The organism is Enterobacter sp. BWH52 (genome assembly GCF_001037565.1).
Taxonomy (GTDB): domain Bacteria; phylum Pseudomonadota; class Gammaproteobacteria; order Enterobacterales; family Enterobacteriaceae; genus Enterobacter; species Enterobacter hormaechei_C.
This window is the reverse complement of the sequence record NZ_KQ089854.1, coordinates 1,310,633-1,337,455: the sequence shown is the minus strand read 5'-3', so window position 1 is coordinate 1,337,455 and position 26,823 is coordinate 1,310,633. Positions and strand designations below refer to the sequence as shown.

24 protein-coding genes are annotated in these 26,823 nt (G+C 55.5%); 19 read left to right on the top strand and 5 right to left on the bottom strand.

Features of this window, described 5'->3' with window-relative positions:
* The first annotated feature begins 179 nt into the window (after positions 1-179).
* Complete coding sequence (locus SK47_RS06270) at positions 180-1,763, top strand: phosphoethanolamine transferase (protein WP_032608903.1); 1,584 nt, start codon at positions 180-182, stop codon at positions 1,761-1,763.
* A gap of 115 nt (positions 1,764-1,878) precedes the next feature.
* On the opposite strand, the gene ompX is transcribed toward SK47_RS06270, so the two are convergent.
* Positions 1,879-2,397, bottom strand: a complete 519-nt coding sequence (gene ompX, locus SK47_RS06265) for an outer membrane protein OmpX (RefSeq protein ID WP_003858450.1) — start codon at positions 2,395-2,397, stop codon at positions 1,879-1,881.
* Between the two features lie 354 nt (positions 2,398-2,751).
* Between ompX and rhtA the strand changes: the two genes are divergently transcribed.
* The 6 genes from rhtA to ybiO all read left to right on the top strand — a co-directional run bounded on the left by rhtA (position 2,752) and on the right by ybiO (position 9,349).
* On the top strand, positions 2,752-3,639 hold the full coding sequence (rhtA, locus tag SK47_RS06260; protein ID WP_022650655.1) for a threonine/homoserine exporter RhtA: 888 nt from the start codon (positions 2,752-2,754) through the stop codon (positions 3,637-3,639).
* 298 nt (positions 3,640-3,937) lie between these two features.
* A complete protein-coding gene (dps, locus tag SK47_RS06255) occupies positions 3,938-4,441 on the top strand; it encodes a DNA starvation/stationary phase protection protein Dps (RefSeq protein ID WP_000100801.1) in 504 nt (167 codons plus the stop codon).
* Positions 4,442-4,802: 361 nt separating this feature from the next.
* Positions 4,803-5,546 (top strand): glutamine ABC transporter substrate-binding protein GlnH, encoded by a 744-nt coding sequence (glnH, locus tag SK47_RS06250; RefSeq protein ID WP_003858455.1) that lies wholly within the window; start codon positions 4,803-4,805, stop codon positions 5,544-5,546.
* Between the two features lie 93 nt (positions 5,547-5,639).
* Positions 5,640-6,299: a glutamine ABC transporter permease GlnP gene (gene glnP, locus SK47_RS06245; protein WP_045897302.1), complete on the top strand. Its 660-nt coding sequence runs from the start codon at positions 5,640-5,642 to the stop codon at positions 6,297-6,299.
* Positions 6,296-7,018: a glutamine ABC transporter ATP-binding protein GlnQ gene (gene glnQ / locus SK47_RS06240; protein WP_003858465.1), complete on the top strand. Its 723-nt coding sequence runs from the start codon at positions 6,296-6,298 to the stop codon at positions 7,016-7,018. The genes glnP and glnQ overlap by 4 nt, the downstream gene beginning before the upstream one ends.
* 120 nt (positions 7,019-7,138) lie before the next feature.
* Positions 7,139-9,349 (top strand): mechanosensitive channel protein, encoded by a 2,211-nt coding sequence (gene ybiO, locus SK47_RS06235; protein ID WP_032608902.1) that lies wholly within the window; start codon positions 7,139-7,141, stop codon positions 9,347-9,349.
* A 43-nt stretch (positions 9,350-9,392) separates the two neighbouring features.
* On the opposite strand, the gene rlmF is transcribed toward ybiO, so the two are convergent.
* Positions 9,393-10,304 (bottom strand): 23S rRNA (adenine(1618)-N(6))-methyltransferase RlmF, encoded by a 912-nt coding sequence (rlmF, locus tag SK47_RS06230; RefSeq protein ID WP_023315680.1) that lies wholly within the window; start codon positions 10,302-10,304, stop codon positions 9,393-9,395.
* 242 nt (positions 10,305-10,546) lie between these two features.
* On the opposite strand from rlmF, the gene mcbA reads away from it, so the two are divergent.
* The 3 genes from mcbA to ybiJ all read left to right on the top strand — a co-directional run bounded on the left by mcbA (position 10,547) and on the right by ybiJ (position 11,746).
* A complete protein-coding gene (gene mcbA / locus SK47_RS06220) occupies positions 10,547-10,810 on the top strand; it encodes a DUF1471 family periplasmic protein McbA (RefSeq protein WP_003858470.1) in 264 nt (87 codons plus the stop codon).
* 123 nt (positions 10,811-10,933) lie between these two features.
* Complete coding sequence (locus tag SK47_RS06215) at positions 10,934-11,200, top strand: DksA/TraR family C4-type zinc finger protein (protein WP_003858472.1); 267 nt, start codon at positions 10,934-10,936, stop codon at positions 11,198-11,200.
* A gap of 285 nt (positions 11,201-11,485) precedes the next feature.
* Positions 11,486-11,746, top strand: a complete 261-nt coding sequence (gene ybiJ / locus SK47_RS06210; RefSeq protein WP_003858474.1) for a DUF1471 family protein YbiJ — start codon at positions 11,486-11,488, stop codon at positions 11,744-11,746.
* A gap of 109 nt (positions 11,747-11,855) precedes the next feature.
* Here the strand turns inward: ybiJ and ybiB are convergent, their stop codons facing one another.
* A complete protein-coding gene (gene ybiB, locus SK47_RS06205) occupies positions 11,856-12,821 on the bottom strand; it encodes a DNA-binding protein YbiB (protein WP_048243646.1) in 966 nt (321 codons plus the stop codon).
* Positions 12,822-13,076: 255 nt separating this feature from the next.
* Here ybiB and SK47_RS06200 point away from each other — a divergent pair, with 255 nt between their 5' ends.
* From SK47_RS06200 to SK47_RS06180, 5 genes are all read left to right on the top strand, one after another.
* Positions 13,077-13,613, top strand: a complete 537-nt coding sequence (locus SK47_RS06200) for a fimbrial protein (protein ID WP_003858476.1) — start codon at positions 13,077-13,079, stop codon at positions 13,611-13,613.
* Between the two features lie 69 nt (positions 13,614-13,682).
* Positions 13,683-14,357 carry a fimbrial biogenesis chaperone gene (locus SK47_RS06195; RefSeq protein WP_048243644.1) on the top strand — a complete coding sequence of 225 codons (675 nt, stop codon included), beginning with the start codon at positions 13,683-13,685 and terminating at the stop codon, positions 14,355-14,357.
* A gap of 26 nt (positions 14,358-14,383) precedes the next feature.
* On the top strand, positions 14,384-16,927 hold the full coding sequence (locus SK47_RS06190) for a fimbria/pilus outer membrane usher protein (protein ID WP_072255610.1): 2,544 nt from the start codon (positions 14,384-14,386) through the stop codon (positions 16,925-16,927).
* A gap of 22 nt (positions 16,928-16,949) precedes the next feature.
* On the top strand, positions 16,950-17,939 hold the full coding sequence (locus tag SK47_RS06185; RefSeq protein ID WP_032657674.1) for a fimbrial protein: 990 nt from the start codon (positions 16,950-16,952) through the stop codon (positions 17,937-17,939).
* Positions 17,940-17,944: 5 nt separating this feature from the next.
* Positions 17,945-18,448 (top strand): fimbrial protein, encoded by a 504-nt coding sequence (locus SK47_RS06180; RefSeq protein ID WP_048243640.1) that lies wholly within the window; start codon positions 17,945-17,947, stop codon positions 18,446-18,448.
* On the opposite strand, the gene dinG is transcribed toward SK47_RS06180, so the two are convergent.
* Entirely contained in the window at positions 18,435-20,612 is a 2,178-nt protein-coding gene (gene dinG / locus SK47_RS06175; RefSeq protein WP_023324351.1) for an ATP-dependent DNA helicase DinG, read from the bottom strand. The genes SK47_RS06180 and dinG overlap by 14 nt on opposite strands.
* A 97-nt stretch (positions 20,613-20,709) precedes the next feature.
* Entirely contained in the window at positions 20,710-22,092 is a 1,383-nt protein-coding gene (gene rhlE, locus SK47_RS06170; protein ID WP_003858487.1) for an ATP-dependent RNA helicase RhlE, read from the bottom strand.
* A 204-nt stretch (positions 22,093-22,296) separates the two neighbouring features.
* On the opposite strand from rhlE, the gene cecR reads away from it, so the two are divergent.
* The 4 genes from cecR to SK47_RS06150 are packed head-to-tail and all read left to right on the top strand — an operon-like array spanning position 22,297 to position 26,821.
* A complete protein-coding gene (cecR, locus tag SK47_RS06165) occupies positions 22,297-22,974 on the top strand; it encodes a transcriptional regulator CecR (protein WP_003858489.1) in 678 nt (225 codons plus the stop codon).
* Complete coding sequence (gene hlyD / locus SK47_RS06160) at positions 22,971-23,966, top strand: secretion protein HlyD (RefSeq protein WP_048243639.1); 996 nt, start codon at positions 22,971-22,973, stop codon at positions 23,964-23,966. The genes cecR and hlyD overlap by 4 nt, the downstream gene beginning before the upstream one ends.
* The gene (locus SK47_RS06155; RefSeq protein ID WP_048243637.1) at positions 23,959-25,698 is read left to right on the top strand and encodes an ATP-binding cassette domain-containing protein; all 1,740 of its coding nucleotides are present in this window, start codon (positions 23,959-23,961) and stop codon (positions 25,696-25,698) included. Before hlyD ends, SK47_RS06155 begins: the two co-directional genes overlap by 8 nt.
* Entirely contained in the window at positions 25,688-26,821 is a 1,134-nt protein-coding gene (locus SK47_RS06150) for an ABC transporter permease (RefSeq protein ID WP_048243636.1), read from the top strand. The genes SK47_RS06155 and SK47_RS06150 overlap by 11 nt, the downstream gene beginning before the upstream one ends.
* Positions 26,822-26,823: the final 2 nt, after the last annotated feature.

Here is a 26,823-nt window from a genome sequence, read left to right as displayed (position 1 = left end):
TTCGCAAAACATCTGTTTAGCAACTGTTGACCTTAATTCACGCTCGCACTATCTTCTTGCAGCCCTGCACAATTTGCGGCTCGCTGAAGCGGACCTCTCATTCCCTTTCCACGCACTGTCCGGCAGGCTTTGACCCTTGACGCCAGGGTGAGCACATGGCGTTTTCGTGATAGTGATCTATGAACGTAACCCTGATTGATACACTTGTTACCCGCAGCCGGGGCTTAAGCCCGTGGACGGGATTCTATTTTTTGCAATCGCTGTTGATTAACTTTGCTCTTGGCTACCCCTTTAGCCTGCTTTATGCCGTCGGGTTCACCTGTATTCTTCACCTTCTCTGGCGAAGCGCACCGCGCATGCAGAAGGTGCTTATCGGGATCTGTTCTCTGGTTGCTGCCGCCTATTTCCCGTTTGGCCAGGCCTATGGCGCGCCAAACTTTAATACCCTGCTGGCGCTCCACTCCACCAATATGGAAGAGTCCACAGAGATCCTGACGATCTTTCCGTGGTACAACTACGTGGTTGGCCTTTTCATTTTTGCCCTCGGCGTGATTGCGGTTCGCCGTAAGCCCGTCGGGAAAAAAGCATGGGGTAAAATTGAAAGCCTGTGCCTGGCCTTTAGCGTGGTGACGTTTTTTGTTGCGCCGGTACAAAATCTGGCCTGGGGCGGCGTGTTTAAGCTTAAAGATACCGGGTATCCGGTGTTTCGCTTCGTCAAAGACGTGGTGGTGAATAACGAGGAAGTGCTCGACGAGCAGGCACGTATGGCCGAGCTTTCCACCATGAAAGACACCTGGAACGTGCTGGCGGTGAAACCGAAGTATCACACCTACGTGGTGGTGATCGGAGAAAGCGCGCGTCGCGATGCGCTCGGCGCGTTTGGCGGTCACTGGGATAACACGCCGTTTGCCAGCGCCGTTAACGGTACGCTGTTTACCGACTACGTGGCGGCCAGCGGCTCGACGCAGAAATCACTCGGTCTGACGCTCAACCGCGTGGTGGATGGAAAACCGCAGTTTCAGGATAATTTTGTCACCCTGGCCAACCGGGCAGGTTTTCAGACATGGTGGTTCTCTAACCAGGGACAGATCGGCGAATATGATACCGCCATCGCCAGCATCGCGAAGCGTGCCGACGAGGTACAGTTCCTGAAAAGCGGTGATTTCGAAGCCGATAAAAACACAAAAGATGAAGCGTTGCTAAAAATGACGGCGCAGGTCTTTGCCACCCAGCGCACCCAGCCGCAGCTGATTGTCCTGCACCTGATGGGGTCACACCCGCAGGCATGCGATCGTACCGGGGGAAAATATGCGGAGTTTGTGCAATCCAAAGAGACGTCCTGCTACCTCTACACCATGACGCAAACCGACGATCTGCTCAGCAAGCTGTACGGGCAGCTGCGCAACAGCGGCGACAGCTTCTCGATGGTCTATTTCTCTGACCACGGCCTGGCGTTTAAGGAGCGCGGTAAAGAGGTGCAGTATCTGGCCCACGATGACAAGTTCCAGCAGAACTTCCAGGTACCGTTTATGGTGCTGTCGAGTGATGACAAAACGCATCGCATTATAAAAGCGCGCCGTTCCGCGAACGATTTCCTGAAATTCTTCTCACAGTGGACGGGGATTAAGGCGAAAGAGATAAAAAATGATTACCCGTTTATCTCCGGGAAGAAGGGCCCGCCAGTTTACATTACCAACTTTAAGTTACAGAAAGTCGACTATAACCATCTTGGGACGGATATTTTCGATATTAAGAGTAAGTAATTTCTGCCGTTTCGTGCGGGCTAATGCCCTCACCCTGGCCCTCTCCCACGGGGAGAGGGTACAAACAAAAAAATCCGCCTCAAAGGGCGGATTTTTTACTGGCTCACCGAAGTGATTAGAAGCGGTAACCTACGCCCGCGATCCAGGTGCCAACGTCAACGTTGCGGATACGGCTCTGCTCATAGGAGAAGTCCAGAGCAACGTTTTCGATTGGGTTGAACTGCATACCTGCGCCATAGGAGAAACCATAGTCGCTGTTGCTTGCAGTACGGTTCAGACCCTGGTTTTCGGTCTGCTGGAATTTACCGTAGCCAACACCTACAACACCGTAGATGCTTGCCCAGTCATTCAGGCGGTAAGCAGGACCCGCGGTGATGCCGTAGTACTGACCTTTATTGTAAGAGCCATTTTCAGTACGATCTTTCTCGGTGTAAGTGAAAGAACCGATCACACCCAGCGGGTTGTTGTCTTGCTCGTAACGGTACTTCAGGTTGAAACCGTTGGTTTTGTTCATCACGCCCTGCATATCGCTCTGAGCGTAACCACCAGTTACAGTAGAAGTTGCCGCTACAGCGGTACCTGCGGAAACAGCCAGAACAGCTGCCAGTGCTGAAAGACATGCAATTTTTTTCATAACCACCTCAAATGTGCTTCAAGTAAGTCCGTAAGTTTTAAATATATCAAAAAAATCTGTGAAACTCTTTGTCATTCACGATGTCTAATGCGACCTTTCCTGTAACAGAACATTTCCAGCACCAGCTATCTTGTTAAAATAACTCCAGATTTTCACCTTCAAACGCTAATAGTGCGCGTCATCGCCAGAAAGTTCATCCAGATTATTCCTAATCTTTCAGGCGATAAAAGCATCAACCTTTCCTCATTTTACGGATTTTCCCTGGATTTTTTTCAACAGTAGCTCAACCGTCGCAGCTTATTTCCATTACACTGCGACTTTTACCTCTTTTGACAAAAATTGACAGGAGAAAGGATGCCAGGTTTACCCCGTAAATCGTCGGTCTGGATGCCGGTGGCAGTCATACTTATCGCGATGATGTCCATACAAAGCGGCGCGTCGCTGGCAAAATCGCTGTTTCCGCTGGTTGGTGCGCCCGGCGTCACGGCGCTGCGTATCGCATTAGGCACCCTGATCCTCGTGGTTATCTTTAAACCCTGGCGGCTACGGTTTAAAAAGGAGCAGCGACTGCCACTGCTTTTTTATGGGCTGGCACTGGGAGGGATGAACTACATGTTCTATCTCTCTATTCAGACTATCCCGCTGGGGATCGCGGTCGCGCTTGAATTTACCGGCCCGCTGGCGGTTGCCCTCTTCTCTTCTCGTCGTCCGGTAGATTTTATCTGGGTCATACTGGCCGTGCTGGGGCTATGGTTCCTGCTGCCGCTCGGGCAAAGCGTTTCACAAATCGATTTGACAGGGGCAGCTCTGGCGCTGGGCGCGGGGGCATGCTGGGCGGTGTATATTCTCACTGGCCAGCGTGCGGGCGAAGAGCACGGCCCCGCGACGGTCGCCTTAGGCTCACTAATTGCCGCCGTAATCTTTGTCCCAATCGGAATGGCACAAGCGACAGACTCAATATGGCAGTGGTCAATCCTGCCGGTTGGTCTGGCGGTTGCCATTCTCTCTACGGCCCTGCCCTACTCTCTGGAGATGATCGCCCTGACGCGCCTGCCCACACGCATTTTTGGTACGCTCATGAGCATGGAGCCCGCGCTGGCCGCCATCTCAGGAATGATTTTCCTCGGTGAAACCCTGACCCTGGTACAAACGCTGGCGCTCTGTTCCATTATCGCGGCGTCAATGGGCTCCACCCTGACCATGCGCCCGGAACCTAAAGTGCAAAAAATCGATCTCAACTAGGCCTTAAATTCTGCATGGCTAACCCGCCATGCAGAATATACGCCTCGTCAGTACTTCAAATAATTTCTTACAAACTATCTTGTATTGCCAAAATATTTCACCTGCCCGGCTTCCCGAAGAATGAATTAAGATTGATCTGTATCAACTTTAATAAACTACTTATTTTTCAATCAGTTGATAATACAATCTTACTTTCACTATTAAACCAATAGGCAGAGCCAAACCGCAGAGAAAAAATCCGGTGCTATACTTAGTCCCGTAATTACCTGGGACACAAACATCAAGAGGATATGAGATTATGAGTACCGCTAAACTGGTGAAAACGAAAGCGTCTAATCTGCTTTATACCCGTAACGATGTATCGGATAGCGATAAAAAAGCGACCATTGAGCTGCTGAATCGCCAGGTGGTCCAGTTCATCGATCTTTCGCTGATCACCAAACAGGCTCACTGGAATATGCGCGGTGCAAACTTTATTGCCGTTCATGAAATGCTGGATGGCTTCCGCACAGCACTGGTGACTCACCTGGATACCATGGCCGAACGTGCCGTACAGCTGGGTGGCGTGGCACTGGGTACCACACAGGTGATCAACAGCAAAACGCCATTGAAAAGCTATCCGCTGGATATCCATACCGTTCAGGATCACCTGAAAGAGCTGGCGGACCGCTACGCGATTGTGGCGAATGATGTTCGTAAAGCGATTGGCGAAGCCAAAGATGAAGATACTGCTGATATCTTCACTGCCGCATCACGCGACCTGGATCAGTTCCTGTGGTTCATTGAGTCCAACATCGAATAATCCCTGCGGATTTTCCGAATAACCCTCGCCCCTGGCGGGGGTTTTGCACATTTATGGTGCGCACTTTTGCCCGCAACGGCCGCAAAAGTGAATAAAATGTAATAATCACCTCACACAACCGTTAACGGAAGATTGTTTTTTCGTCAGATTCTGCGCTAAATATCCCCCTGTCAGAAGACCTTAACGAAGCGCACCAAAACGGTGCTCCATTCTGGTGCAACCTGGCAGGATTGCCACGCTTTTCGTGCAATGCGTGACATCATCCCCTTTGCAAAACAACAGCTTGTAAAACTGGCATGATTTTTTCATTGTGCCTGAGGTTCTCGCAGGGGATCGCCCCGTGGATATAAAAGGAAATGCTATGAAGTCTGTATTAAAAGTTTCACTGGCTGCACTTACCCTGGCGTTTGCGGTGTCCTCGCAGGCTGCCGACAAACTGGTTGTGGCGACGGACACGGCGTTCGTACCGTTTGAATTTAAACAGGGTGATAAATACGTTGGTTTTGACGTGGATCTGTGGGCCGCTGTCGCAAAAGAACTCAAACTGGATTACACCCTGAAGCCAATGGACTTCAGCGGCATTATCCCGGCACTGCAAACCAAAAACGTTGACTTGGCGCTGGCAGGCATCACCATTACCGAAGAGCGTAAAAAGGCCATCGATTTCTCTGACGGCTACTACAAAAGCGGCCTGCTGGTGATGGTGAAAGCGGATAACAACGATGTGAAAAGCGTGAAAGATCTCGACGGTAAAGTGGTCGCCGTGAAGAGCGGCACTGGCTCAGTTGATTACGCGAAAGCCAACATCAAAACCAAAGACCTGCGTCAGTTCCCGAACATCGACAACGCTTACATGGAACTGGGCACCAACCGCGCGGATGCGGTGCTGCACGATACGCCTAACATCCTTTACTTCATCAAAACTGCCGGTAACGGCAAGTTCAAAGCGGTAGGTGATTCTCTGGAAGCTCAGCAGTACGGTATTGCATTCCCGAAAGGCAGCGACGACCTGCGTAACAAAGTTAACGGCGCGCTGAAAACCCTGAAAGAGAACGGCACCTATAACGAAATCTACAAAAAATGGTTCGGTACCGAGCCTAAATAATTTCACCTGACTTCAGGTTTGTAACGCCCGGTGGCGCTTACGCTTACCGGGCCTACGTTTTTCGTTTTTCACCACGGTATACAGGAATACATCATGCAGTTTGACTGGAGCGCCATCTGGCCTGTCATTCCACTCTTGCTTGAAGGCGCTAAAATGACCCTGTGGATTTCGGTCCTCGGTCTGGTTGGCGGGTTGATTATCGGTCTTGTCGCCGGTTTCGCCCGCACCTACGGTGGCTGGATTGCAAATCACATCGCACTGGTTTTCATCGAAGTGATCCGCGGCACACCCATTGTGGTGCAGGTCATGTTCATCTACTTCGCCCTGCCGATGGCCTTCACCGACCTGCGCATTGACCCGTTCAGCGCCGCCGTTGTCACCATCATGATCAACTCCGGCGCCTACATTGCGGAAATTACCCGCGGTGCGGTGCTGTCGATTCATAAAGGGTTCAGTGAAGCTGGCCTGGCGTTAGGTCTTTCCCGTCGCGAAACCATCCGTCACGTGATCCTGCCGCTGGCGCTGCGCCGCATGCTGCCGCCGCTGGGTAACCAGTGGATCATCAGCATCAAAGACACCTCGCTGTTTATTGTTATCGGCGTGGCCGAGCTGACCCGTCAGGGCCAGGAGATCATCGCGGGTAACTTCCGCGCCCTGGAAATCTGGAGTGCGGTCGCCGTTGTCTACCTGATTATCACGCTTGTCCTGAGCTTTGTTCTGCGTCGTCTTGAAAGAAGGATGAAAATCCTGTGATTGAATTTAAAAACGTTTCCAAGCACTTTGGCCCAACCCAGGTGTTGCACAATATCGATTTGAACATCAGGCAGGGCGAAGTGGTGGTGATCATCGGGCCGTCCGGTTCCGGTAAATCCACCCTGCTGCGCTGCATTAACAAGCTTGAGGAGATCACCAGCGGCGATTTGATCGTCGATGGTCTGAAGGTTAACGATCCGAAAGTTGACGAGCGCCTGATCCGCCAGGAAGCGGGCATGGTGTTCCAGCAGTTCTACCTGTTCCCGCACCTCACGGCGCTGGAAAACGTGATGTTTGGTCCTCTGCGCGTGCGCGGGGCCAGCAAAGCGGCAGCGGAAGCGCTGGCAAAAGATCTGCTGGCGAAGGTTGGTCTGGCGGAGCGTGCCCACCACTATCCTTCCGAGCTGTCCGGCGGCCAGCAGCAGCGCGTGGCCATTGCCCGTGCGCTGGCGGTGAAGCCAAAGATGATGCTGTTCGATGAGCCAACGTCGGCACTCGACCCGGAGCTGCGTCACGAAGTGCTGAAAGTTATGCAGGATCTGGCGGAAGAAGGCATGACGATGGTCATCGTTACCCACGAAATCGGCTTTGCCGAAAAAGTGGCGTCCCGTCTGATCTTCATTGATAAGGGCCGCATCGCGGAAGACGGTAATCCGCAGACGCTGATTGCGAACCCACCAAGCCAGCGCCTTCAGGAGTTCCTGCAACACGTCTCCTGATAACCACACACAGAGCCGGGCATGCCCGGCTTTTTTATGCCGGATTGTTCCCAAAAACTCCCCTCCGCTCCGCGCGCTCTATACTTATCATTTTGCACGATATTTTTGTCGGAGGACGCCGTGCCGTGGATCCTGTTGCTACTGTTTAGCCTGTTTAGCGCGCCATCACTTGCTGTAACCCTTCCCGGCGTCACCACCGGAGCCACCGCCACCCAGCAAAATGCGCCGCCAGAGCCAGACGCTGAAAAGAAAAAAGCCGCTTACGGCGCGCTTGCCGACGTGCTTGAGAACGACACGTCCCGGCAGGAGCTGATCGATCAGCTGAGGAAGGTGGCCGCCACGCCGCCTCAGGATCCGGTTCCTGCTATTGCGCCGCCGGAAGCCGAAGAAGAAAAAACGGTGCTGGAAAACGTCACCGACATCAGTCGCCGCTACGGGGAAGCCCTGTCGTCGCGTTTTGCCCAACTCTATCGCAACCTGGTTGGCACCTCACATAAGCCTTTTAATCCTCACACCTTTTCCGCCGCCGCCACCCAGTTTGCTATTCTGGCTGGTGCCGTCTTCATTTTTTACTGGCTGTTGCGCCTGTCTGTCTGGCCGCTTTACCGGAAAATGGGACAGTGGGGACGCAAAAAGAATCAGCATAAAAGCAGCTGGCTGCATCTTCCGGCAATGATTACCGGGGCGTTTGTCATCGATTTGCTGCTGCTGGCCCTGACGCTGTTTGTCGGTCAGCTGCTGGCTGACCGACTTAATACCGGAAACAAAACCATCGCGTTTCAGCAGGGACTGTTCCTCAATGCGTTTGCCCTGATTGAGTTCTTTAAAGCCCTCCTGCGGTTGATCTTCTGCCCGCGCGTGCCGGACCTTCGCCCCTTCGCCATTTCGGATCAGAGCGCCAAATACTGGGCGGTGCGGCTTAGCGTGCTGAGCGGGTTGATTGGTTATGGCTTGTTGGTTGCCGTGCCGATTATTTCCAACCAGGTTAACGTGCAGTTCGGGGCGCTGGCGAACGTGCTGATCATGCTGTGCATTACCGTCTGGGCGCTGTACCTCATCTTCCACAATAAAAAAGCGATCACCGACAGCCTGCTGCACCTGGCCGATCGCTCCCTCTCCTTTTTCAGCCTCTTTATTCGCGCCTTTGCGCTGGTGTGGCACTGGCTGGCCAGCGCCTATTTTATTGTGCTCTGTTTCTTCTCCCTGTTCGACCCGGGCAATAGCCTGAAATTTATGATGGGGGCGACGTTCAAAAGCCTGGCGATTATCGGCATTGCGGCCTTTGTCTCTGGCCTGCTTTCCCGCTGGCTGTCGAAAACGATCACCCTGTCGCCGCAGGTTCAGCGTAACTACCCGGAACTGCAAAAGCGGGTGAATGGCTGGATGACCGTATCCCTGAAGGTGGCGCGTATTCTGACGGTCTGCGTGGCAATTATGCTGCTGCTGAACGCGTGGGGGCTGTTTGATTTCTGGAACTGGCTGCATAACGGCGCGGGGGAAAAGACCGTTGATATTCTTATTCGTATCGCGCTGATCCTGTTTTTCTCCGCCGTCGGCTGGACGCTGCTGGCAAGCCTTATCGAAAACCGTCTGGTGTCGGATGTCCACGGCAGGCCGCTACCGAGCGCCCGCGCCCGCACGCTGCTAACCCTGTGCCGCAACGCGCTGGCGGTGATCATCAGTACCATCACCATCATGATTGTGCTGTCGGAAATCGGCGTGAATATCGCCCCGCTGCTGGCGGGTGCCGGTGCGCTGGGGCTGGCGATCTCCTTCGGTTCTCAGACGCTGGTGAAGGATATTATCACCGGCATTTTTATCCAGTTTGAGAACGGGATGAATACCGGGGATCTGGTGACCATCGGTCCGCTCACCGGCACGGTCGAGAGGATGTCCATTCGCTCCGTCGGCGTGCGTCAGGATACCGGCGCGTACCACATTATTCCGTGGTCATCGATCACCACCTTTGCCAACTTTGTGCGCGGCATTGGTTCGGTGGTGGCGAATTATGATGTCGATCGTCACGAAGATGCAGATAAGGCGAAGCAGGCGCTGCGGGATGCGGTGAACGAACTGATGGAGATGGAGGATATTCGCGGGCTGGTGATTGGTGAACCATCGTTCGCGGGCATCGTCGGGCTGACGAACACTGCCTTTACCCTGCGCGTGTCGTTCACCACCCAGCCGCTGAAGCAGTGGACGGTGCGCTTCGCCCTCGACAGCATGGTGAAAAAACACTTCGATCTGGCGAACGTGAGAGCGCCGGTGCAGACGTATCAGGTATTGTCGCCGCCCGCTTCGCCGCTCCCTCCGCAGGAGCCGACGCTGTAAACGAGCCGGGTGGCGGCTTCGCCTTACCCGGCCCGAGAAACGATTATTTGCGGCGTTTGTTATCGTCCATAAAGGACCAGGCAATAAAGCGGCTCTGCTTCTGGCCCTGCGCCATCTCTTTTTTAACCACTTTCACCGCGCCGACGTCGGTCAGCGCGCGGTAAAGCGGCGGCAGGTTATCGCCACGGGAGACCAGCGTGGTAAACCATTTCACCTGACGACCGAAGCCCTTACTCTCGGCAATCATGCGCAGAATAAATGCCACTTCCCCGCCCTCGCACCACAGCTCCTGCTGCTGGCCGCCAAAGTTCAGCGCGCCATCTTCAGCCTGGCCCAGGTTACGCCGCTTGCGTTCACTTCCCGCACGAGCAGAGGCGGCGGAGTCGTGGAATGGCGGGTTGCACAGGGTGGCATCATATTGTTCGTTCTTATGAATAATGCCGTTGAAAATAGCAGCGGCATCCTTCTGACGACGCAGACGAACGGCCCGGCTTAACCCCGGGTTAGCGTTGATAATGGCCTGCGCGCTGGCGAAGGCCTCAGCACCGATCTCGCTGCCGGTAAACCGCCACTGATATTCATGTGCGCCTATCAGGGGGTAGATCAGGTTCGCGCCCGTACCGATATCAAGCACGGTGGCCTGTTTTGGCACCACGCCGCCATTGTCATCCGCCAGCAGATCGGCAAGATGATGGACGTAATCCGCACGTCCTGGCACCGGTGGGCAGAGAAAGCCATCCGGGATGTCCCAGTGCGTAACGCCATAAAAATGGGCCAGCAGCGCTTTGTTCAGCGTCTTAACCGCCAGCGGATCGGCAAAGTTTACCGACGGTTCACCGGCTGGTGTCTGAACAATAAAATCCTGCAATTCGGGGCAGCTCAGGCACAGGGCTTTCATGTCGTAGCGGCTACGGTGGCGGTTACGCGGGTGCAATCCCGGCTTTTGGGAAGTCATGGCATTCTCCTTTAAACAGCCGCGTAAGATACCCTGTGACGGCGCGGGGGTAAATATCTGTCTGAGTCGCACAAAAAAACGACAAAAATCAGCGGCCTGTATGTCTATGATCTGTCAACAAATTGTCAGAATTTATCGTTCAAAAAATAAGCAGATCATCATCAAATTTTTGCGCTAAATCACACGCGTCAGGCTTCTAAACTTAAGAGGAATCACCTGTTGTTTCCCCTGAGGATGTGATTATGAAAAAATATCTGACCTTTATTATTGCGGGTGCGCTGGCAGGCGCATCGTTCTCAGCCTGGTCCGTTCAACCTCTGACCGACAGCAACGACACCAGCCAGCTACGTGCGGCGGGGACGGTCTCTGTCAGCCGGGCAAGCAACCTTGATGACCTTCAGGACAAGCTGGCCGAAAAAGCGCGTCAGGAAGGGGCTAAAGGCTTCGTGGTGAACGCTGCCGGTGGTGATAACCATATGTACGGCACCGCGACCATCTATAAATAATCGATTTCCTTCCCACACTGCATCTGCCAGGCAGATGCAGTTCTCATTCCCTTCCTTCGCCTTGACTGTGCGTTTTTTAACCCCATATTAAGATGAATGGCTTAAACAGATCAGGAGAACATGATGGCTTCCGGCTGGGCGAATGACGACGCCGTTAACGAACAGATCAACAGTACTATTGAAGATGCGGTCGCGCGTGCTCGCGGTGAAATTCCACGCGGCGAAAGTTTGACGGAATGCGAAGAGTGCGGAGATCCGATTCCTGAGGCACGGCGTAAAGCCATTCCTGGCGTACGGCTATGTATTGCCTGTCAGCAGGAGAAAGATTCGAAAAATGCGACACATTCAGGATATAATCGCAGAGGATCGAAAGACAGCCAGTTACGTTGACTTTCCTTTACCGAAGTTAACCGCGCCAGCCGTTTACTTTACGCTCACGACTTTTAGCGATACGCGTAGCAAATCGTGCCCTTCCGATGGCTTCTGTAAAGCGCATCCACAAGAAGTGTCAATTCCGCTTCTGAATTTATTAATAATCAATAAGTTATTTGTCATTCAATTTTTTTGAGCAACCACGTCAATTCTCTTCGATTTTATCTTCCGCTAAAAACCGTGATACTTATCACATCGACGGAACATCGTCCCTTTAACAGAATAACCTGCGAGAATTGACCTATGAAAACCATCAAATATGCTGTTGCCGCTGTTGCCCTGTCCGCTCTCTCTTTCGGCGCTTTCGCCGTAGAGCCAGTCTCCTCTACTCAGGCACAGGATCTGAACAAAATCGGGGTGGTGAGTGCTGAAGGCGCGACCACGCTGGACGGTCTGGAAGCCAAACTGGCGGAAAAAGCAGCCGCTGCCGGCGCAAGTGGATACACCATCACGTCCACTAACGGTAATAACAAACTGAGCGGTACTGCGGTTATCTACAAGTAATCGAACGAATTATGCTCCACCCTCACCATACCCTCTGGTGAGATGCTCCAACCCTCATTGACCCTGTTGTTACCCTTGTTTGCCCGTCCGCCACTGGACGGGCTTTTTTTTACTTAAACGACTGTGCCACGCGCTGCAATCCGGCTTCCACGGATGCCACTTCCCCTGCCGCCAGCAGGCAGCAGGCCATTTGCAGCTTGATCGACTGAGGAACCGGCACCTTTCCGGCCAGACACTGTACGATCCAGTGCGCGGTGACCTGCGGATCTTTTGACTCGGGCAAGATCACATCGCAGTTCTCTTCCCCACGTTCCAGTACGACCCGCGTCCCGGCAGGCTCAATCAGCATCAGCTGTGGACAACGCTGCGGGTTGGCATAAATCTCCCCTTCCGTCCCGTGCATCAGCAGCGCCCGCCCGCCGATTTCGGCAAAAAATTGTCCGACCCGCGTCACGTACTCCGGATGGGAGACGCTGGAAAGACGTAGCGCGGCGTCTTCGGCAAACGGCGTCGCCAGCTTCGCCAGGGTGTGGGCGCTGTTACGTACTCCCATTCGCCATCGCATGTCCAGCTGCTTTTCCAGCGGCGGGCAGAGCGCGCGCACGGGAATATAGACCGGCTGGTTCCCCTCCAGTTTGGCCTGCGCCTGGCCAGCATGGAGAGTAGGTTCGATGCCTAATAATTCCAGAATGGTTTCTGTCAGCACGCGCGTTGGATCTTCGCTCACGCCATGCACCACCACCGGGAAACCGAGTTTCTGCAACAGAATAGCCAGCAGCGGCGTGAGGTTTGCCTGCTTACGCGCGCCATTGTAGGTCGGGATCACTATCGGCATCGGCTTCGTGACGGGCGGGGTTAAACGCATCGTCTGCGACTGCATGGCCTCATAAAAACCCCGCATCTCCGCCTCACCTTCCCCTTTGATGCGCAGCGCAATCAGAATGCCGCCCATTTCCAGCTCCGGCACGTCGCCATTCAGCATATGCGTGTACAACGCACGGGCCGTGTCCTGGTCCAGATCGCGAGCATGGTTTTTCCCACGCCCTACCTCTTTGATAATTTTGCGGTAATCCACGACATTTCTCCTGACAGCATCATCTTGTTAACAATATAGCCCGATGGACACGCACCCGATAGTGTTTTGTGATCATTATCAACCTGCTGTTTTCAGATAAAAAAATAAACTCAAGCATTATTTGCAATATTTGTGATTGGGACAAAAGATTCGTCTCTGTCCTTTTTTTGATTAAATAAACATCGAAAAGTCATTAAAGGTCAACGGTGAAAACGTCCAGGCAACGTTTTTGCCAGAAACACATCGGGATTTACTATGAACAAGGTTGCATTAGGGTTGTTTATCGCCGCAACGGTGGGATGTTCTGCATCTGCATTTGCGGCAACCAACGGTGAAGGGCAGATTAATTTCACCGGAGAAATTATCGATTCTGCTTGCCAGGTCGTGAATGGATTAAGTAATCCATTAGATGTTCAGTTGGGAAAAGTATCTAAAACGGTATTTACCGGCGCAGGCTCTACCAGCACATTAACGAAGTTTGATATTAAGTTAACCAATTGTCCGGAAACCGTAACCTCGGCAGCGATTAACTTCGGTGGTACCCCGGATGCGGATAATAATGCCGCGCTGGCGTTAACGCCCGATACCGATGCGGCTACCGGTGTGGCTATTCAGCTGGTTGACACGTCCGGGCAGCCTGTCAGCCTGTATACCCCTTCGAAGCAATATCCTTTAGCCTCCGGCACGGCGGTTAACGATCTGGAGTTCGGTGCGCGTTATATTCAAACCCAGGCGGCAGTCACCGCAGGCCCTGCTAACTCTGTATCAACCTTCACCGTTATTTATAACTGATCTTATCAATCCTGAGATATTAATGCTTTTGCGAGCATTAATATCTCATCTTTTTATTGAGAAATCTTTATGCGCCACGGTTATTTACTGAGCACTCTTTTACTGGTAGCAGCCTCGGCACAGGCGGGGGTCGTGATTAATGGCACCCGGCTGGTCTATCAGGGAGATAAAAAGGAATCATCTCTCGGTCTTTCAAACCCGGATACCACGGATTATCTGGTGCAGTCCTGGGTCGATTCTGGCGGTAAAAACCAGGCCAAAGCCCCGTTCCTGATCACGCCGCCGCTTTTTCGACTGGATGCGAAAGAGGATAACGTCCTGCGCGTAGTCCGTACGGGAGGAAATTTACCGGAAGACAGGGAATCTCTGTACTGGCTGAATATTAAAGCGATCCCGTCCTCGAAGCATGTCGAAGGGGTAAATACGCTGCAAATTGCCATTAATACCCGCATTAAATTGCTCTATCGCCCGTCAGCGGTAAAAGGCAGACCAGAAGATGTGGCCGATAAACTTGAATGGCATCGCGAAGGGAATGATTTAGTGGTGAATAATCCCACACCTTTCTATATGAATTTTCAGACTCTCACCCTGAATGGTCAGAAAGTCAAAAAAGCCACCTGGGCTGTGCCGAAAACTGAAACGCATTTTGCTTTACCTGGCAACGTCGGAGGTTCTACCGTCGCGTATTCCATTATTACCGATTACGGCAGCATCAGTCAGACATGGTCTAAACCCGTTCATTAATCGTATTACCCGGTAATAAAATCATCATGTACAGCCATAAAAAGCCGTTCACCTGCCGATTTTCGTCATTGCTGATGGCTATTTGTTGCCTGGCAATGGCGTTCTTTGCGCAGCAGGTTTTGGCTGATGATTATTTTAACCCTGCCCTGCTGGACATTGATAACCCGCAGCAGGGAAAGACCGATCTGTCTGTCTATGAAAAAGGTCCCGGCCAGGCACCAGGTAAATATCAGGTCGCGATCTTTATCAATAACAATAAAATTGATACCCGCGACGTGACCTTCAACTTAGTTAAAGATCCACAGGGCACCAGCACGCTCCAGCCTTGTTTTACACTGGACGAATTAAAGAGCCTCGGGATCAAAACGCAAAAATATCCGCAGATGAGGGCAGAAGGTCAGTGCGCCGATCTACACGCCATCCCTTCGGCATCCGCGACCTTTCGCGTGCGCAATCAGCAGCTGCTGCTGAGCATTCCGCAAAAGGCGCTCGGTCAGGTTCCTCGCGGTTACATCGACCCGAAAGAGTTTGACGAAGGGATCAACGCGGGCCTGCTTAATTACAGCGTCAACACCAGCCAGAGCCATGCGCGCCAGCAGGGTGAAGAGAATAGCAGCAGCCAGTACGTTAACCTGCGTCCCGGCTTCAACATCGGGGCATGGCGCGTTCGTAACTACTCCACCTGGAATCGCAGCACCACGGGTCATGAGGAGGAACAGAAATTCACCTCCGTTTATACCTATGCGCAACGCGATATTGTGGCGATGAAAAGTGACGTGACGGTGGGCCAAAGCACCTCACCTTCTGACGTTTTTGACAGCGTCCCCTATACCGGCGTGGAGCTAAAATCCGACAGCGACATGCTGCCGGACAGCGAGAAAGGCTATGCCCCTATTATTCGCGGCAGCGCCCACAGTAACGCGCAGGTGGTGGTACGCCAGAACGGTTACATCATTTATCAGAACACGGTCGCCCCCGGCGCGTTCGAAATTAACGATCTCTACCCTACCGGCAGCAGCGGCGATCTCCAGGTCACGGTGAAAGAAACAGACGGTAGCGAAAGCCACTTCGTGGTGCCGTTTGCCTCCGTGCCGGTATTGCAGCGTGAAAAAAACCTGCGCTACAGCGTAACCGCCGGGCGTTATCGCTCTTATGACAAAGACGTTGAAAAGACCCCGTTTGCCCAGGGAAGCGCCATCTACGGTTTACCCTTCGGCTTCACGGCCTACGGCGGCGTGCAGCAGAGTAGCCATTATCAGTCACAGGCGATAGGCGCCGGGAAAAACATGGGCGATCTGGGGGCGTTCTCCATTGACGTAACCCGCGCCAGAGCCCTGTTGAAAAAACAGCAGTCCAGCAAGGGCCAGTCATGGCGCATCCGTTACAGCAAAGATTTCGCCGGTTCGGGCACCAACTTTACCCTTGCGGGCTATCGCTATAACAGCGAGGGGTTTTACACCCTGGACGACACCATGGAGTCGTATACCCGCTCCGACGACTGGTCTGCTCCCCAGCAGCGCCGCGCCCGTACCGAAGCCACCGTTGACCAGACGCTGCCAGAAGGCTGGGGGTCGGTCACGCTGAGCATGGTGAAAGAGACGTACTGGAGCCAGAGCCAGAACATGACCTCCCTGAGCGTCAGCTACAACAATAGCTGGCATGGGGTGAGCTACAGCCTCAGCTACAGCATGAACAAAAACACCCAGGACAGCGATGAAGACGGTAACGAGGTGACAAACGACAACCAGTTCTCGCTGAGCGTCTCGGTGCCGCTGGACCGCTGGATGCATAACACCTGGGCCACCTACAACCTGAACAACACCAAAGACGGCACGACGCAGAACATCGGCCTGAACGGCACGGCGCTGAAAGAGGACAACCTGAACTGGAACATCCAGGAAGGGCTGAGCAGCACCGGCAGCGGTAACTCCACCAGCATCAACGCCGATTACAAAGCGACCTATGGCGAAGTGAGCGCAGGCGTCAGTCAGGATAAGTATCAGCAGACCCTGAACGTCGGTTTGCAGGGCGGCGTGGTTGCCCATGCGAACGGAATAACCCTGAGCCAGCCGCTCGGTGACACCATCGCGCTGGTGAAAGCGCCGGGCACGCACGGAACCCATATCACGAACCAGACGGGCGTCGAGACCGACTTCCGCGGCTACACCGTCGTGCCGTTTGTTACCGCGTATCGCCGCAACACCATCGCGCTGGATACCGAAACGCTACCGGACAACGCCGACGTCACCCACGCGGCGCAGATCGTGACGCCAACCCGCGGGGCCGTGGTGCGCGCCAGCTTTAATACCCGCGTGGGTAACCGCGTCCTGATGACGCTTACGCAAAAGGGTAAACCGCTGCCCTTCGGCGCAACGGTCACCACCGAGGATAAGGACAGCGAATTTATTGTCGGGAATGACGGCCAGACCTACCTCTCTGGTCTGCCGCAGCAAGGGCATCTCTACGTTTCCTGGGGACAGGGGGCGAACGAGCACTGCGTCGCTGACTATGCGCTAACGGATGAGAAAGAGAAAACCAGCATCATTAACGCTGCCGCGCAGTGTCACTGATCCACCGTTCAGGCTAACGATTATGCAAATGATTAAACAGTGCTTTTTCTTACTGGTTCTGGGAACCGCCGCGTTATTTATGCCGCATGCGAAGGCGACATGCACCACGCCGGATCTGCCCAAAATGATTAACGTGGCCTCTATCTCCGTTCCCACGACGCTGGCCGTTGGCGAAACGATCCCGGGTACAGAGCAGAGTGTTCATGTTGCCGGGCACTGCGATCAGAGTATCGACAGCGGACTGGAAATTGTCTCGTGTTACTACGGTACCGGAGCGGAAATTCCGGGGCTGAAGGGAGTATACGAATCCGGCGTACCGGGTGTCGGGGTCGCATTGATGAACGATCAGGGTCAGCGAATCAGCGGAGCAGGCGGAGTACAGTGCGATTCACGCGGAACGCCTGTTGGCTATGTTTCTGGCGATGGCACACAGTCGTTTAACTTTGACGTCACGCTTGAACTGGTCAAAACAAGCGACGCCGTGACCTCCGGCACGCTGGTGCAGTCTCAGACCGAATTCGGCATTGGCGTTTTCGGTCACGAAGGGATCGGCAGCCCTAACCATATTGCGTATGCAGGTAACGTCATTTTGCATCAGGTCACCTGCTCTGTTTCGCCAAAAAATCTCACCGTTAATTTGGGTGATTTTCCCGTCAGTGATTTTATGAGCGTGGGTTTTTTATCCAGCCCCGCTCAAACGTTTAATATCACCGTTAACTGTGACACAACCGTTCAGCCTGAGCTAAAAATCACCAGTGCTAACGGCTACGAGACGGCATTCGAGGGGGTGATCAAACTGACGAAGCAGACAGGCATGGCAACGGGCGTCGGGGTGAGAATGCTGTTTGATGACCGCATTGCGACCTTTGATACCTACGTCAACACTCAAAGCCAGGCCGTTGCCAATGAAACGCTGGAGATCCCCTTTCAGGTTCGCTACGAGCAGATCAGCGATGTGGTGACGCCCGGCCCCGCCAACACCGTAGCAACCATCACTCTCGCCTATAAGTGACCGACATGAAAAAGACAATCGCGTTTCTGACGATGGGCTTACTGGCCCAGGCCCACGCAGACGATATTCAGATCCAGATGACGGGAAATATTTACGCCAATACCTGCATCATTGACAGCGCCAGCCGCAACCTGACGGTGGATTTAGGTCAGGCGGCATCCGGTGATTTTAAAGACGTGGGCGATACCGGCGAGTGGAAAGACTTTTCCCTGTCAGTATCGCACTGTCCTGCCACGCTGGCGCTTGCCACGGCCTTTTTCTATGGCCAGGCAGACAGCGTGCATCCGACCAAATTTGCCAATATCGGCAGCGCAAAGGGGCTGGCGCTGGAGCTGGCAGACCGGCAGGACAAAAAACTGATTGCCCCGCAGGCCGCCTTTAACGCCGCCATCAATCCGAGCGACCACACGGCAACCTTTCCCCTGTCCGCGCGCTACTACGCCACCTCAATGCCCGTCACTGCCGGGACGTTCAGCAGCGTGATTCAGGTGACATTCACTTACCAGTAGGACCGCGCCTCTTTGCACGGATGCTTTTTGTACGCCCGGCAGAGGGTTTTGCCGGACGTTTTTTTACCTCCGGCACTTCTGGCTGCTCAATCGGGAAGATCGGCAGCGCATTCAGCAGCCGTTGGCCGTAGTTTTTGGTGAGCAGTCGTTTGTCATAAATCACCACCTCGCCCCAGCAGCCGTGGCTACGGATCAAGCGCCCGACCTGCTGAATAAGGTTAAACGACGCCGCAGGCAGGCTTTGCACTTCAAACGGATAACGGTTCAGGCTTTTCAGCCATTCGCCTTCGGTGATCACCACCGGGCTGTCGATGGGCGGGAAGGCAATTTTATGGATATGCACCTGCGTCAGGTAGTCACCTTTCAAATCAAGCCCTTCCGCAAAGGACTGTAACCCCACCAGCACGCTGCGCTCGCCGTTATCGATGCGTTTACGGTGGGTTTCCACCAGCCGATAGCGCGGCTGATCGCCCTGCACCAGCAGGAGCAAGCGCAGATCGGTGACGTGCTCCAGGAAGCGTTGCATCGCGCGGCCGCTGGCAAACAGCACCAGCATACCTGGGTATTTTTTACTCTCAACCTGCTCGCGGAAGTAGGCCGCCATTTCCGCAATATGCTGCTCTTCGTTATCGATAAGCGGCTCATAGTTCATGCGCGGGATCACCAGCTTGCCCTGCTCACAGTGGTTGAACGGCGAGTCCAGGGCCACAAAACGGTCCCCCGCTTTCTCTTTCAGGCCGCTCATTTCCTGCAACCTTGAGAAGCTGTTCAGTGAACGCAGGGTCGCCGATGTCACTACCACGTGCGGCACGCTGCGCCAGATCAGCTTTTCCAGCTGATCGGCCACGCGGATGCCCACGCAGTGGAAGAAAAGATGTACCTGCCCGTCTCGCACTTCGCGGGTGGCCCACTTTGTCACCGGCGCGCCGGACGCCTGCGCCATTGAGGCCAGCCGCCAGAGTTTGCTCTGCGCCTCAAACATGCCCAGCGCGCGGTTCATTTGCAGCAGAATGCGGTGCAAGCGCACCACGTCATGGGTACCGGTTTTCTCGCTGAGATCATTTAAGAACATCTCCGCCAGCCCGCGCAGCTTTTCAAGGTGCTTCGCCAGCTGCTGACAAATTTCCATCACTTCCTGCGGCAACTCCCCCATCGCAAAGCGGTGTTCCGCCTCCTGGGTGGCGGGGAGATACAGGTTAAGAATGTTATTCAGCGAGGCGATGAGGCCGTACACCTCTTCACAGTGCTCGCTCAACCGCTCCGGAACCGCCAGCGGCGGCGTGGTTTTCGGGCGGAACTGCTCCATGCAGGTTGCCACCAGCTTACAGAACAGATCCAGTTGCAGGCGAAACCACGGGGCGGTAATTTCCGCGCTCATCTCCAGCGCATCCCGCGCCACGTCGGGCAGATGATGACCTTCATCGAGCACCAGCAGCAGGTTTTTGGGCTCCGGCAGGACCGCTTCACTCTCCAGTGCGGCCATCACCAGCGCATGGTTGGCGACAACCACCTCCGCTTCCTGAATCTCACGCCGGGCAACAAAGAAAGGGCACTCGCGGTAGTAGTGACAGTTGCGGTTCAGGCAGCTCGCTTTATCGGTGCTGAGCCTGTGCCACAGGTCGTCGCCGATCGCCTGGCTGGTGTGATCCCGCAGGCCGTCCCACCTGTAGCCGTCGAGATCGGCCTTCAGCTTTGCGCACTGCTCCTGCTCCGCCTTGTTGTTTGGCGTCAGCTCGTCATCAAGAAACGCGAGCAGATCCTGCTGGGAGGGTTCACTGCTGGCCAGCGCCGCCAGATTGCGCGGGCAGACGTAGCGCCCGCGACCAAAGGCGGCGGTGAAGCGTAAATCGGGGATAATTTTGCGCAGCAGCGGCAAATCTTTGCTGAAGATCTGATCCTGCAAGGCCACGTTGGCGGTGCTGACCACCAGCGTTTTGTCCTCCTCCCGCGCGATGGCGATGCCGGGAATGAGATACGACAGGGTTTTCCCGACGCCGGTCGGGGCTTCAATCGCCAGATGTCGCCCGTCGTCCCCGGCGAGCGTTTTTGCCACGTCGGCAATCATCTGCCGCTGCGGCGCTCGGGGGATAAAATCGGGGATCTGCTGCTGTAGCGCCTTATACCAGGCGCCTATTTGCGCTTTCAGCGCAGCGGTTAAAGCCATCGGAAAACCTGAAATACTGTATAAACAGCCACTATTGTGGCACTTTCTCTCCGCTGCCGCAAAAAGAAAAGCCCGGCTTTACGACCGGGCTTCCAGATTACTGCGGGTTAGCAGGTTTACGCGGGCGGCGTCGGCGCTGCCCCTCGCCTGCCGGTTTCCCTTCGCCGCTACGCCACGGGTTTTCACCGGCTGGTTTGCTGTCGTTATTACGACGCGGCGGTTTGCCCGAAGATTTCGGCGCGCCACCTTCTGAACGGCGCGGCTGCTGACCGCGACCACCGCCGCCCTGACCGCGCCCGCCACCCTGACGACCGTTCTGAATTGGCTCGGCTTTGATCGACGGGTCCACTTCATAGCCCGGGGTTTCAATGCGCGGGATCTCTTTCTTCAGCAGGCGTTCAATGTCGCGTAGAAGCTTGTGTTCATCCACGCAAACCAGAGAGAGCGCTTCCCCGGTTGCCGCCGCACGGCCGGTACGGCCGATACGGTGAACGTAATCTTCCGGCACGTTTGGCAGCTCGTAGTTCACCACGTGCGGCAGCTCTTCGATATCCAGACCGCGTGCGGCGATGTCGGTCGCCACCAGCACGCGAATGTCGCCAGATTTAAAGTCCGCCAGCGCGCGGGTACGCGCGCCCTGGCTCTTGTTGCCGTGGATCGCCGCGCTGCGGATGCCGTCTTTATTCAGCTGTTCCGCCAGGTGGTTGGCGCCGTGCTTGGTGCGGGTAAAGACCAGCACCTGCTGCCAGTTGCCCTGACCGATCATCTGAGAGAGCAGTTCCCGCTTGCGCTTCTTATCCACAAAGTGAACGTGCTGCGTCACCTGCTCGGAGGCGGTGTTGCGGCGCGCGACTTCCACTTCCAGCGGGTTATGCAGCAGCTTTTCCGCCAGCGCCTTGATCTCGTCGGAGAAGGTCGCGGAGAAGAGCAGGTTCTGACGACGCGTCGGCAGCTTCGCCAGCACGCGGCGAATGTCGTGGATGAAGCCCATGTCCAGCATACGGTCGGCTTCGTCCAGCACCAGGATTTCGATGTTATCGAGCTTCACCGCGTTCTGGTGTTCCAGATCCAGCAGACGCCCCGGTGTTGCCACCAGCACGTCCACGCCGCCGCGCAGCTTCATCATCTGCGGGTTAATGCTTACCCCGCCGAAAACTACCAGCGAACGAATGTTGAGGTAGCGGCTGTATTCACGCACGTTCTCGCCAATCTGGGCCGCCAGCTCGCGGGTTGGGGTGAGGATCAGCGCACGCACCGGACGACGGCCTTTGGCGTGCGGCTGGTTTTTTACCAACAGCTCCAGCAGCGGCAGGGTAAAGCCCGCGGTCTTACCGGTACCGGTCTGCGCGCTTGCCATCAGGTCACGGCCCTGCAAAACGGCCGGAATGGCCTGCTGCTGGATAGGGGTTGGCTCAACGTAGCCCTGCTCTGCGATGGCGCGCAGAATTTCCGGGTTCAGACCAAGGGAATCAAAAGACATAAAAACTCCGAACCGCCCCGACCATCACAGGTGTAGTTTTCAGGGAGATATAACGAATAGAAGGACAAAAACCACAATGTCGCGAAGGTGCGGAGTGTAGCAGCTTTTGTGACGTGGCGCATAAAATATCCCCGGCGATGACTCGACGTTTGCGCAAATCAGGCATAATCTTAATCAATCGATTGATTAATTTTTAATGCTGCTATGAATACAACCCCAACGACAACCAAAGGCGAACAGGCGAAAAGTCAGCTTATCGCCGCCGCGCTGGCGCAGTTTGGCGAGTATGGTCTGCATGCCACCACGCGGGATATCGCCGCTCAGGCCGGGCAGAATATTGCGGCCATCACCTACTATTTTGGCTCAAAAGAGGATTTATACCTCGCCTGCGCCCAGTGGATCGCGGATTTTATCGGCACCAGCTTTCGCCCGCACGTGGAAGAAGCCACCGCGCTGTTCAGCCAGCCAGAGCCTGACCGGGCTGCCATCCGCCAGCTGATCCTTAACGCCTGTCACAACATGATCCGCCTGCTGACGCACGACGATACGCTGAACCTGAGCAAATTTATCTCCCGCGAGCAGCTCTCCCCCACTGCCGCGTACCAGCTGGTGCACGATCAGGTGATCGCCCCGATGCACAGCCATCTGACCCGGCTGATCGCCGCCTATACCGGACGGGACGCCAGCGATACCGACACCATTTTGCATACCCACGCCCTGCTGGGCGAAGTGCTCGCCTTCCGTCTGGGGCGTGAGACCATCCTGTTACGTACGGGCTGGACACAATTCGATGAGGATAAAGCCGCGCAAATTAGCCAGGTCATTACCTGTCACGTTGATCTGATCCTGCAAGGCTTAACGCAAAGGAGCCAGAAGTCATGAAAAAACCTGTCGCCATCATTCTGGTGGTTGTTGTCTTGCTTGCCGCGGGAACAGGCGGCTGGCTGTGGTATCAGAGCCAGCAGGATCGTGGCCTGACGCTGTATGGCAACGTGGATATCCGCACCGTGAACATGAGCTTCCGCGTTGGCGGACGGCTGGCCTCGCTGAACGTTGACGAAGGCGATGCCATCAAAGCCGGGCAGACGCTGGGGATGCTGGACAAAGCCCCGTTTGAGAACGCGCTGATGCAGGCAAAAGCAGGCGTCTCCGTCGCACAGGCGCAATACGACCTGATGCTGGCGGGCTATCGCGACGAAGAGATCTCCCAGGCGGCCGCTGCCGTTAAGCAGGCAAAAGCCGCCTATGACTATGCGCAGAATTTCTATAACCGTCAGCAAGGCTTATGGAAAAGCCGTACTATTTCCGCCAACGACCTGGAAAATGCGCGCTCATCCCGCGACCAGGCACAGGCGACGCTGAAATCTGCCCAGGATAAGCTAAGCCAGTACCGCACCGGTAACCGTGCGCAGGACATTGCCCAGGCGAAGGCCAGCCTTGAGCAGGCGCAGGCGCAGTTAGCCCAGGCGGAGCTGGATCTGCACGACACCACGTTAATCGCCCTGTCTGACGGCACGCTGATGACCCGCGCCGTGGAGCCGGGCAGCATGCTCAGCGCGGGCAGCACCGTGTTAACGCTCTCCTTAACCCGTCCGGTGTGGGTGCGCGCTTACATTGATGAGCCGAATCTTGGCCAGATGCAGCCGGGCCGCGAACTGCTGCTCTATACCGACGGTCGCCCGGACAAGCCTTATCACGGCAAAGTGGGCTTCGTCTCCCCTACCGCCGAGTTCACGCCAAAAACCGTTGAAACCCCGGACCTGCGTACCGACCTGGTGTATCGCCTGCGCATCATCGTCACCGATGCGGACGACGCGCTGCGTCAGGGCATGCCTGTTACCGTGACCTTAAACGACGGGGAACGACATGAATGACGCGGTTATCCAGCTCAACAATCTGGTCAAACGCTTCCCGGGAATGGCTAAACCGGCGGTCGCACCGCTGAATTGTACGATTCAGAAAGGCTATGTGACCGGGCTGGTGGGGCCGGACGGCGCGGGTAAAACCACGCTGATGCGGATGCTGGCGGGATTGCTGAAGCCGGATGAAGGCAGTGCCAGCGTGCTTGGCCTCGATCCGATCAAAGACGACGCGGCGCTCCACGGCATACTCGGCTATATGCCGCAGAAGTTTGGTCTGTACGAAGACCTGACGGTGATGGAAAACCTCAACCTGTACGCCGACCTGCGCAGCGTCACCGGCGAAACCCGGGAGAAAACCTTCGAGCGCCTGCTGGCGTTCACCTCCCTCGGCCCGTTCACCGAACGGCTGGCGGGCAAACTTTCCGGCGGGATGAAGCAGAAGCTGGGGCTGGCCTGCACGCTGGTGGGCGAACCGAAGGTGCTGTTGCTGGATGAACCCGGCGTCGGCGTGGACCCGATTTCCCGCCGTGAACTGTGGCAGATGGTGCACGAGCTGGCGGGTGACGGCATGCTGATCCTCTGGAGTACCTCATACCTTGATGAAGCAGAACAGTGCCGCGACGTGCTGCTGATGAATGAAGGCGAACTGCTCTATCAGGGCGAACCCACCGAGCTGACGCAAACCATGGCCGGGCGAAGTTTTCTGCTGCACAGCGCGCAGGAATCCAACCGCACGCTGCTGCAACGGGTGCTGAAGCTGCCCCAGGTGAGCGACGGGATGATTCAGGGCCGTTCGGTGCGCGTGATCCTCAAAAAAGAGGCCACCGCCGACGATATCCGGCGTGCGCAGGGGATGCCTGAGATCGACATGACAGAGACCGCGCCGCGCTTTGAAGATGCGTTTATCGATCTGCTGGGCGGGGCGGGAACCTCAGAATCACCGCTTGGCGCCATTCTGCACACGGTGGAAGGTACGCCGGGCGAAACGGTCATTGAAGCGAAATCGCTCACCAAAAAATTCGGCGACTTCGCCGCCACCGATAACGTCAATTTTGCCGTGAAGCGCGGCGAGATATTTGGCCTGCTCGGGCCGAACGGCGCAGGAAAATCCACCACCTTTAAAATGATGTGCGGTCTGCTGGTACCGACGTCCGGCAAAGCGCTGGTGCTGAACATGGATCTCAAAGTCAGCTCCGGCAAGGCGCGCCAGCACCTGGGCTATATGGCGCAGAAGTTTTCGCTCTACGGCAACCTGACGGTGGAGCAAAATCTGCGATTTTTCTCCGGCGTCTATGGCCTGCGGGGACGGGCGCAGAACCAGAAGATCGGCCGCATGTGCGACGCCTTCGGCCTGACCGATATCGCCTCGCAGGCGACCGACGCGCTGCCGCTTGGCTTCAAACAGCGGCTGGCGCTGGCCTGCTCGTTGATGCACGAGCCGGATATCCTGTTTCTTGATGAACCTACGTCAGGCGTGGATCCCCTCACCCGCCGTGAATTCTGGTTGCATATCAATAGCATGGTGGAAAAAGGCGTGACCGTGATGGTCACCACCCACTTTATGGACGAGGCGGAGTATTGCGACCGTATCGGGCTGGTCTATCGCGGCAAGCTGATTGCCCACGGCACGCCGGATGACCTGAAAGCGCAGGCCGCCGACGACTCGCAGCCAGACCCGACCATGGAGCAGGCGTTTATCACCCTCATCCACGACTGGGATAAGGAGAATACTCATGCGCAGTAACGCCCTCTCCTGGCGCCGGGTGCGCGCCCTGTGCGTTAAAGAGACGCGTCAGATCGTGCGCGATCCCAGCAGCTGGCTGATTGCGGTGGTGATCCCCCTGCTGCTGCTGTTTATTTTCGGCTACGGGATTAACCTCGACTCCAGCAAGCTGCGGGTCGGGATTTTGCTGGAGCAGCAGAGCGAAGAGGCGCTGGACTTCACCCACGCCATGACCGGCTCGCCCTACATCGATGCCACCATCAGCGACAATCGGCAGGAACTGATCCAGAAAATGCAGGCCGGGAAGATTCGCGGTCTGATCGTCATTCCGGTGGATTTCGCGGCCAACATGGCGCGCCCGGGCGCCGATGCGCCGATCCAGGTGATTACCGACGGCAGCGAGCCGAACACCGCGAACTTTGTGCAGGGCTACGCGGAGGGGATCTGGCAGCTCTGGCAGATGCAGCGCGCCGAGGACCGGGGGGAGGAGTTTGAACCGCTGATTGACGTGCAGACACGCTACTGGTTTAACCCCGCCGCCATCAGCCAGCACTTTATTATTCCGGGCGCGGTAACGATTATTATGACGGTGATTGGCGCGATCCTCACCTCGCTGGTGATCGCCCGCGAATGGGAGCGCGGCACCATGGAGGCGCTGCTTTCAACCGAAGTGACGCGCGTCGAGCTGCTGCTGTGCAAGCTTATTCCCTACTACTTCCTCGGCATGCTGGCGATGCTGCTCTGCATGCTGGTGTCCGTCTTTATCCTCGGCGTGCCGTATCGCGGCTCGCTGGTGGTGCTGTTCTTTATCACCAGCCTGTTCTTACTCAGCACGCTGGGGATGGGACTGCTCATCTCCACCATCACCCGCAACCAGTTTAACGCCGCGCAGGTGGCGCTGAACGCCGCTTTTCTGCCGTCGATAATGCTCTCCGGGTTTATCTTCCAGATAGACAGTATGCCTGCCGTCATCCGCGCCGTGACCTACATTATCCCGGCGCGCTACTTCGTGAGCACGCTGCAAAGCCTTTTCCTGGCGGGGAATATTCCGGTGGTGCTGATTATCAACACGCTGTTTTTAATGGCGTCGGCGTTGATGTTTATCGGGTTGACGTGGATGAAAACCAAACGGCGGTTAGATTAAGG

What these genes read in the sequence shown, in the direction of transcription:
- SK47_RS06195 (WP_048243644.1), top strand. Translation starts at nt 13,683, where the DNA reads ATGCGCCACGGTTATTTACTGAGCACTCTTTTACTGGTAGCAGCCTCG.
- rlmF (WP_023315680.1), bottom strand. Translation starts at nt 10,304, where the DNA reads ATGACTTCCCAAAAGCCGGGATTGCACCCGCGTAACCGCCACCGTAGC.
- SK47_RS06200 (WP_003858476.1), top strand. Translation starts at nt 13,077, where the DNA reads ATGAACAAGGTTGCATTAGGGTTGTTTATCGCCGCAACGGTGGGATGT.
- SK47_RS06215 (WP_003858472.1), top strand. Translation starts at nt 10,934, where the DNA reads ATGGCTTCCGGCTGGGCGAATGACGACGCCGTTAACGAACAGATCAAC.
- SK47_RS06270 (WP_032608903.1), top strand. Translation starts at nt 180, where the DNA reads ATGAACGTAACCCTGATTGATACACTTGTTACCCGCAGCCGGGGCTTA.
- mcbA (WP_003858470.1), top strand. Translation starts at nt 10,547, where the DNA reads ATGAAAAAATATCTGACCTTTATTATTGCGGGTGCGCTGGCAGGCGCA.
- rhtA (WP_022650655.1), top strand. Translation starts at nt 2,752, where the DNA reads ATGCCAGGTTTACCCCGTAAATCGTCGGTCTGGATGCCGGTGGCAGTC.
- ompX (WP_003858450.1), bottom strand. Translation starts at nt 2,397, where the DNA reads ATGAAAAAAATTGCATGTCTTTCAGCACTGGCAGCTGTTCTGGCTGTT.
- dps (WP_000100801.1), top strand. Translation starts at nt 3,938, where the DNA reads ATGAGTACCGCTAAACTGGTGAAAACGAAAGCGTCTAATCTGCTTTAT.
- cecR (WP_003858489.1), top strand. Translation starts at nt 22,297, where the DNA reads ATGAATACAACCCCAACGACAACCAAAGGCGAACAGGCGAAAAGTCAG.
- SK47_RS06190 (WP_072255610.1), top strand. Translation starts at nt 14,384, where the DNA reads ATGTACAGCCATAAAAAGCCGTTCACCTGCCGATTTTCGTCATTGCTG.
- SK47_RS06150 (WP_048243636.1), top strand. Translation starts at nt 25,688, where the DNA reads ATGCGCAGTAACGCCCTCTCCTGGCGCCGGGTGCGCGCCCTGTGCGTT.
- glnH (WP_003858455.1), top strand. Translation starts at nt 4,803, where the DNA reads ATGAAGTCTGTATTAAAAGTTTCACTGGCTGCACTTACCCTGGCGTTT.
- rhlE (WP_003858487.1), bottom strand. Translation starts at nt 22,092, where the DNA reads ATGTCTTTTGATTCCCTTGGTCTGAACCCGGAAATTCTGCGCGCCATC.
- SK47_RS06180 (WP_048243640.1), top strand. Translation starts at nt 17,945, where the DNA reads ATGAAAAAGACAATCGCGTTTCTGACGATGGGCTTACTGGCCCAGGCC.
- hlyD (WP_048243639.1), top strand. Translation starts at nt 22,971, where the DNA reads ATGAAAAAACCTGTCGCCATCATTCTGGTGGTTGTTGTCTTGCTTGCC.
- glnP (WP_045897302.1), top strand. Translation starts at nt 5,640, where the DNA reads ATGCAGTTTGACTGGAGCGCCATCTGGCCTGTCATTCCACTCTTGCTT.
- SK47_RS06185 (WP_032657674.1), top strand. Translation starts at nt 16,950, where the DNA reads ATGCAAATGATTAAACAGTGCTTTTTCTTACTGGTTCTGGGAACCGCC.
- ybiJ (WP_003858474.1), top strand. Translation starts at nt 11,486, where the DNA reads ATGAAAACCATCAAATATGCTGTTGCCGCTGTTGCCCTGTCCGCTCTC.
- dinG (WP_023324351.1), bottom strand. Translation starts at nt 20,612, where the DNA reads ATGGCTTTAACCGCTGCGCTGAAAGCGCAAATAGGCGCCTGGTATAAG.
- SK47_RS06155 (WP_048243637.1), top strand. Translation starts at nt 23,959, where the DNA reads ATGAATGACGCGGTTATCCAGCTCAACAATCTGGTCAAACGCTTCCCG.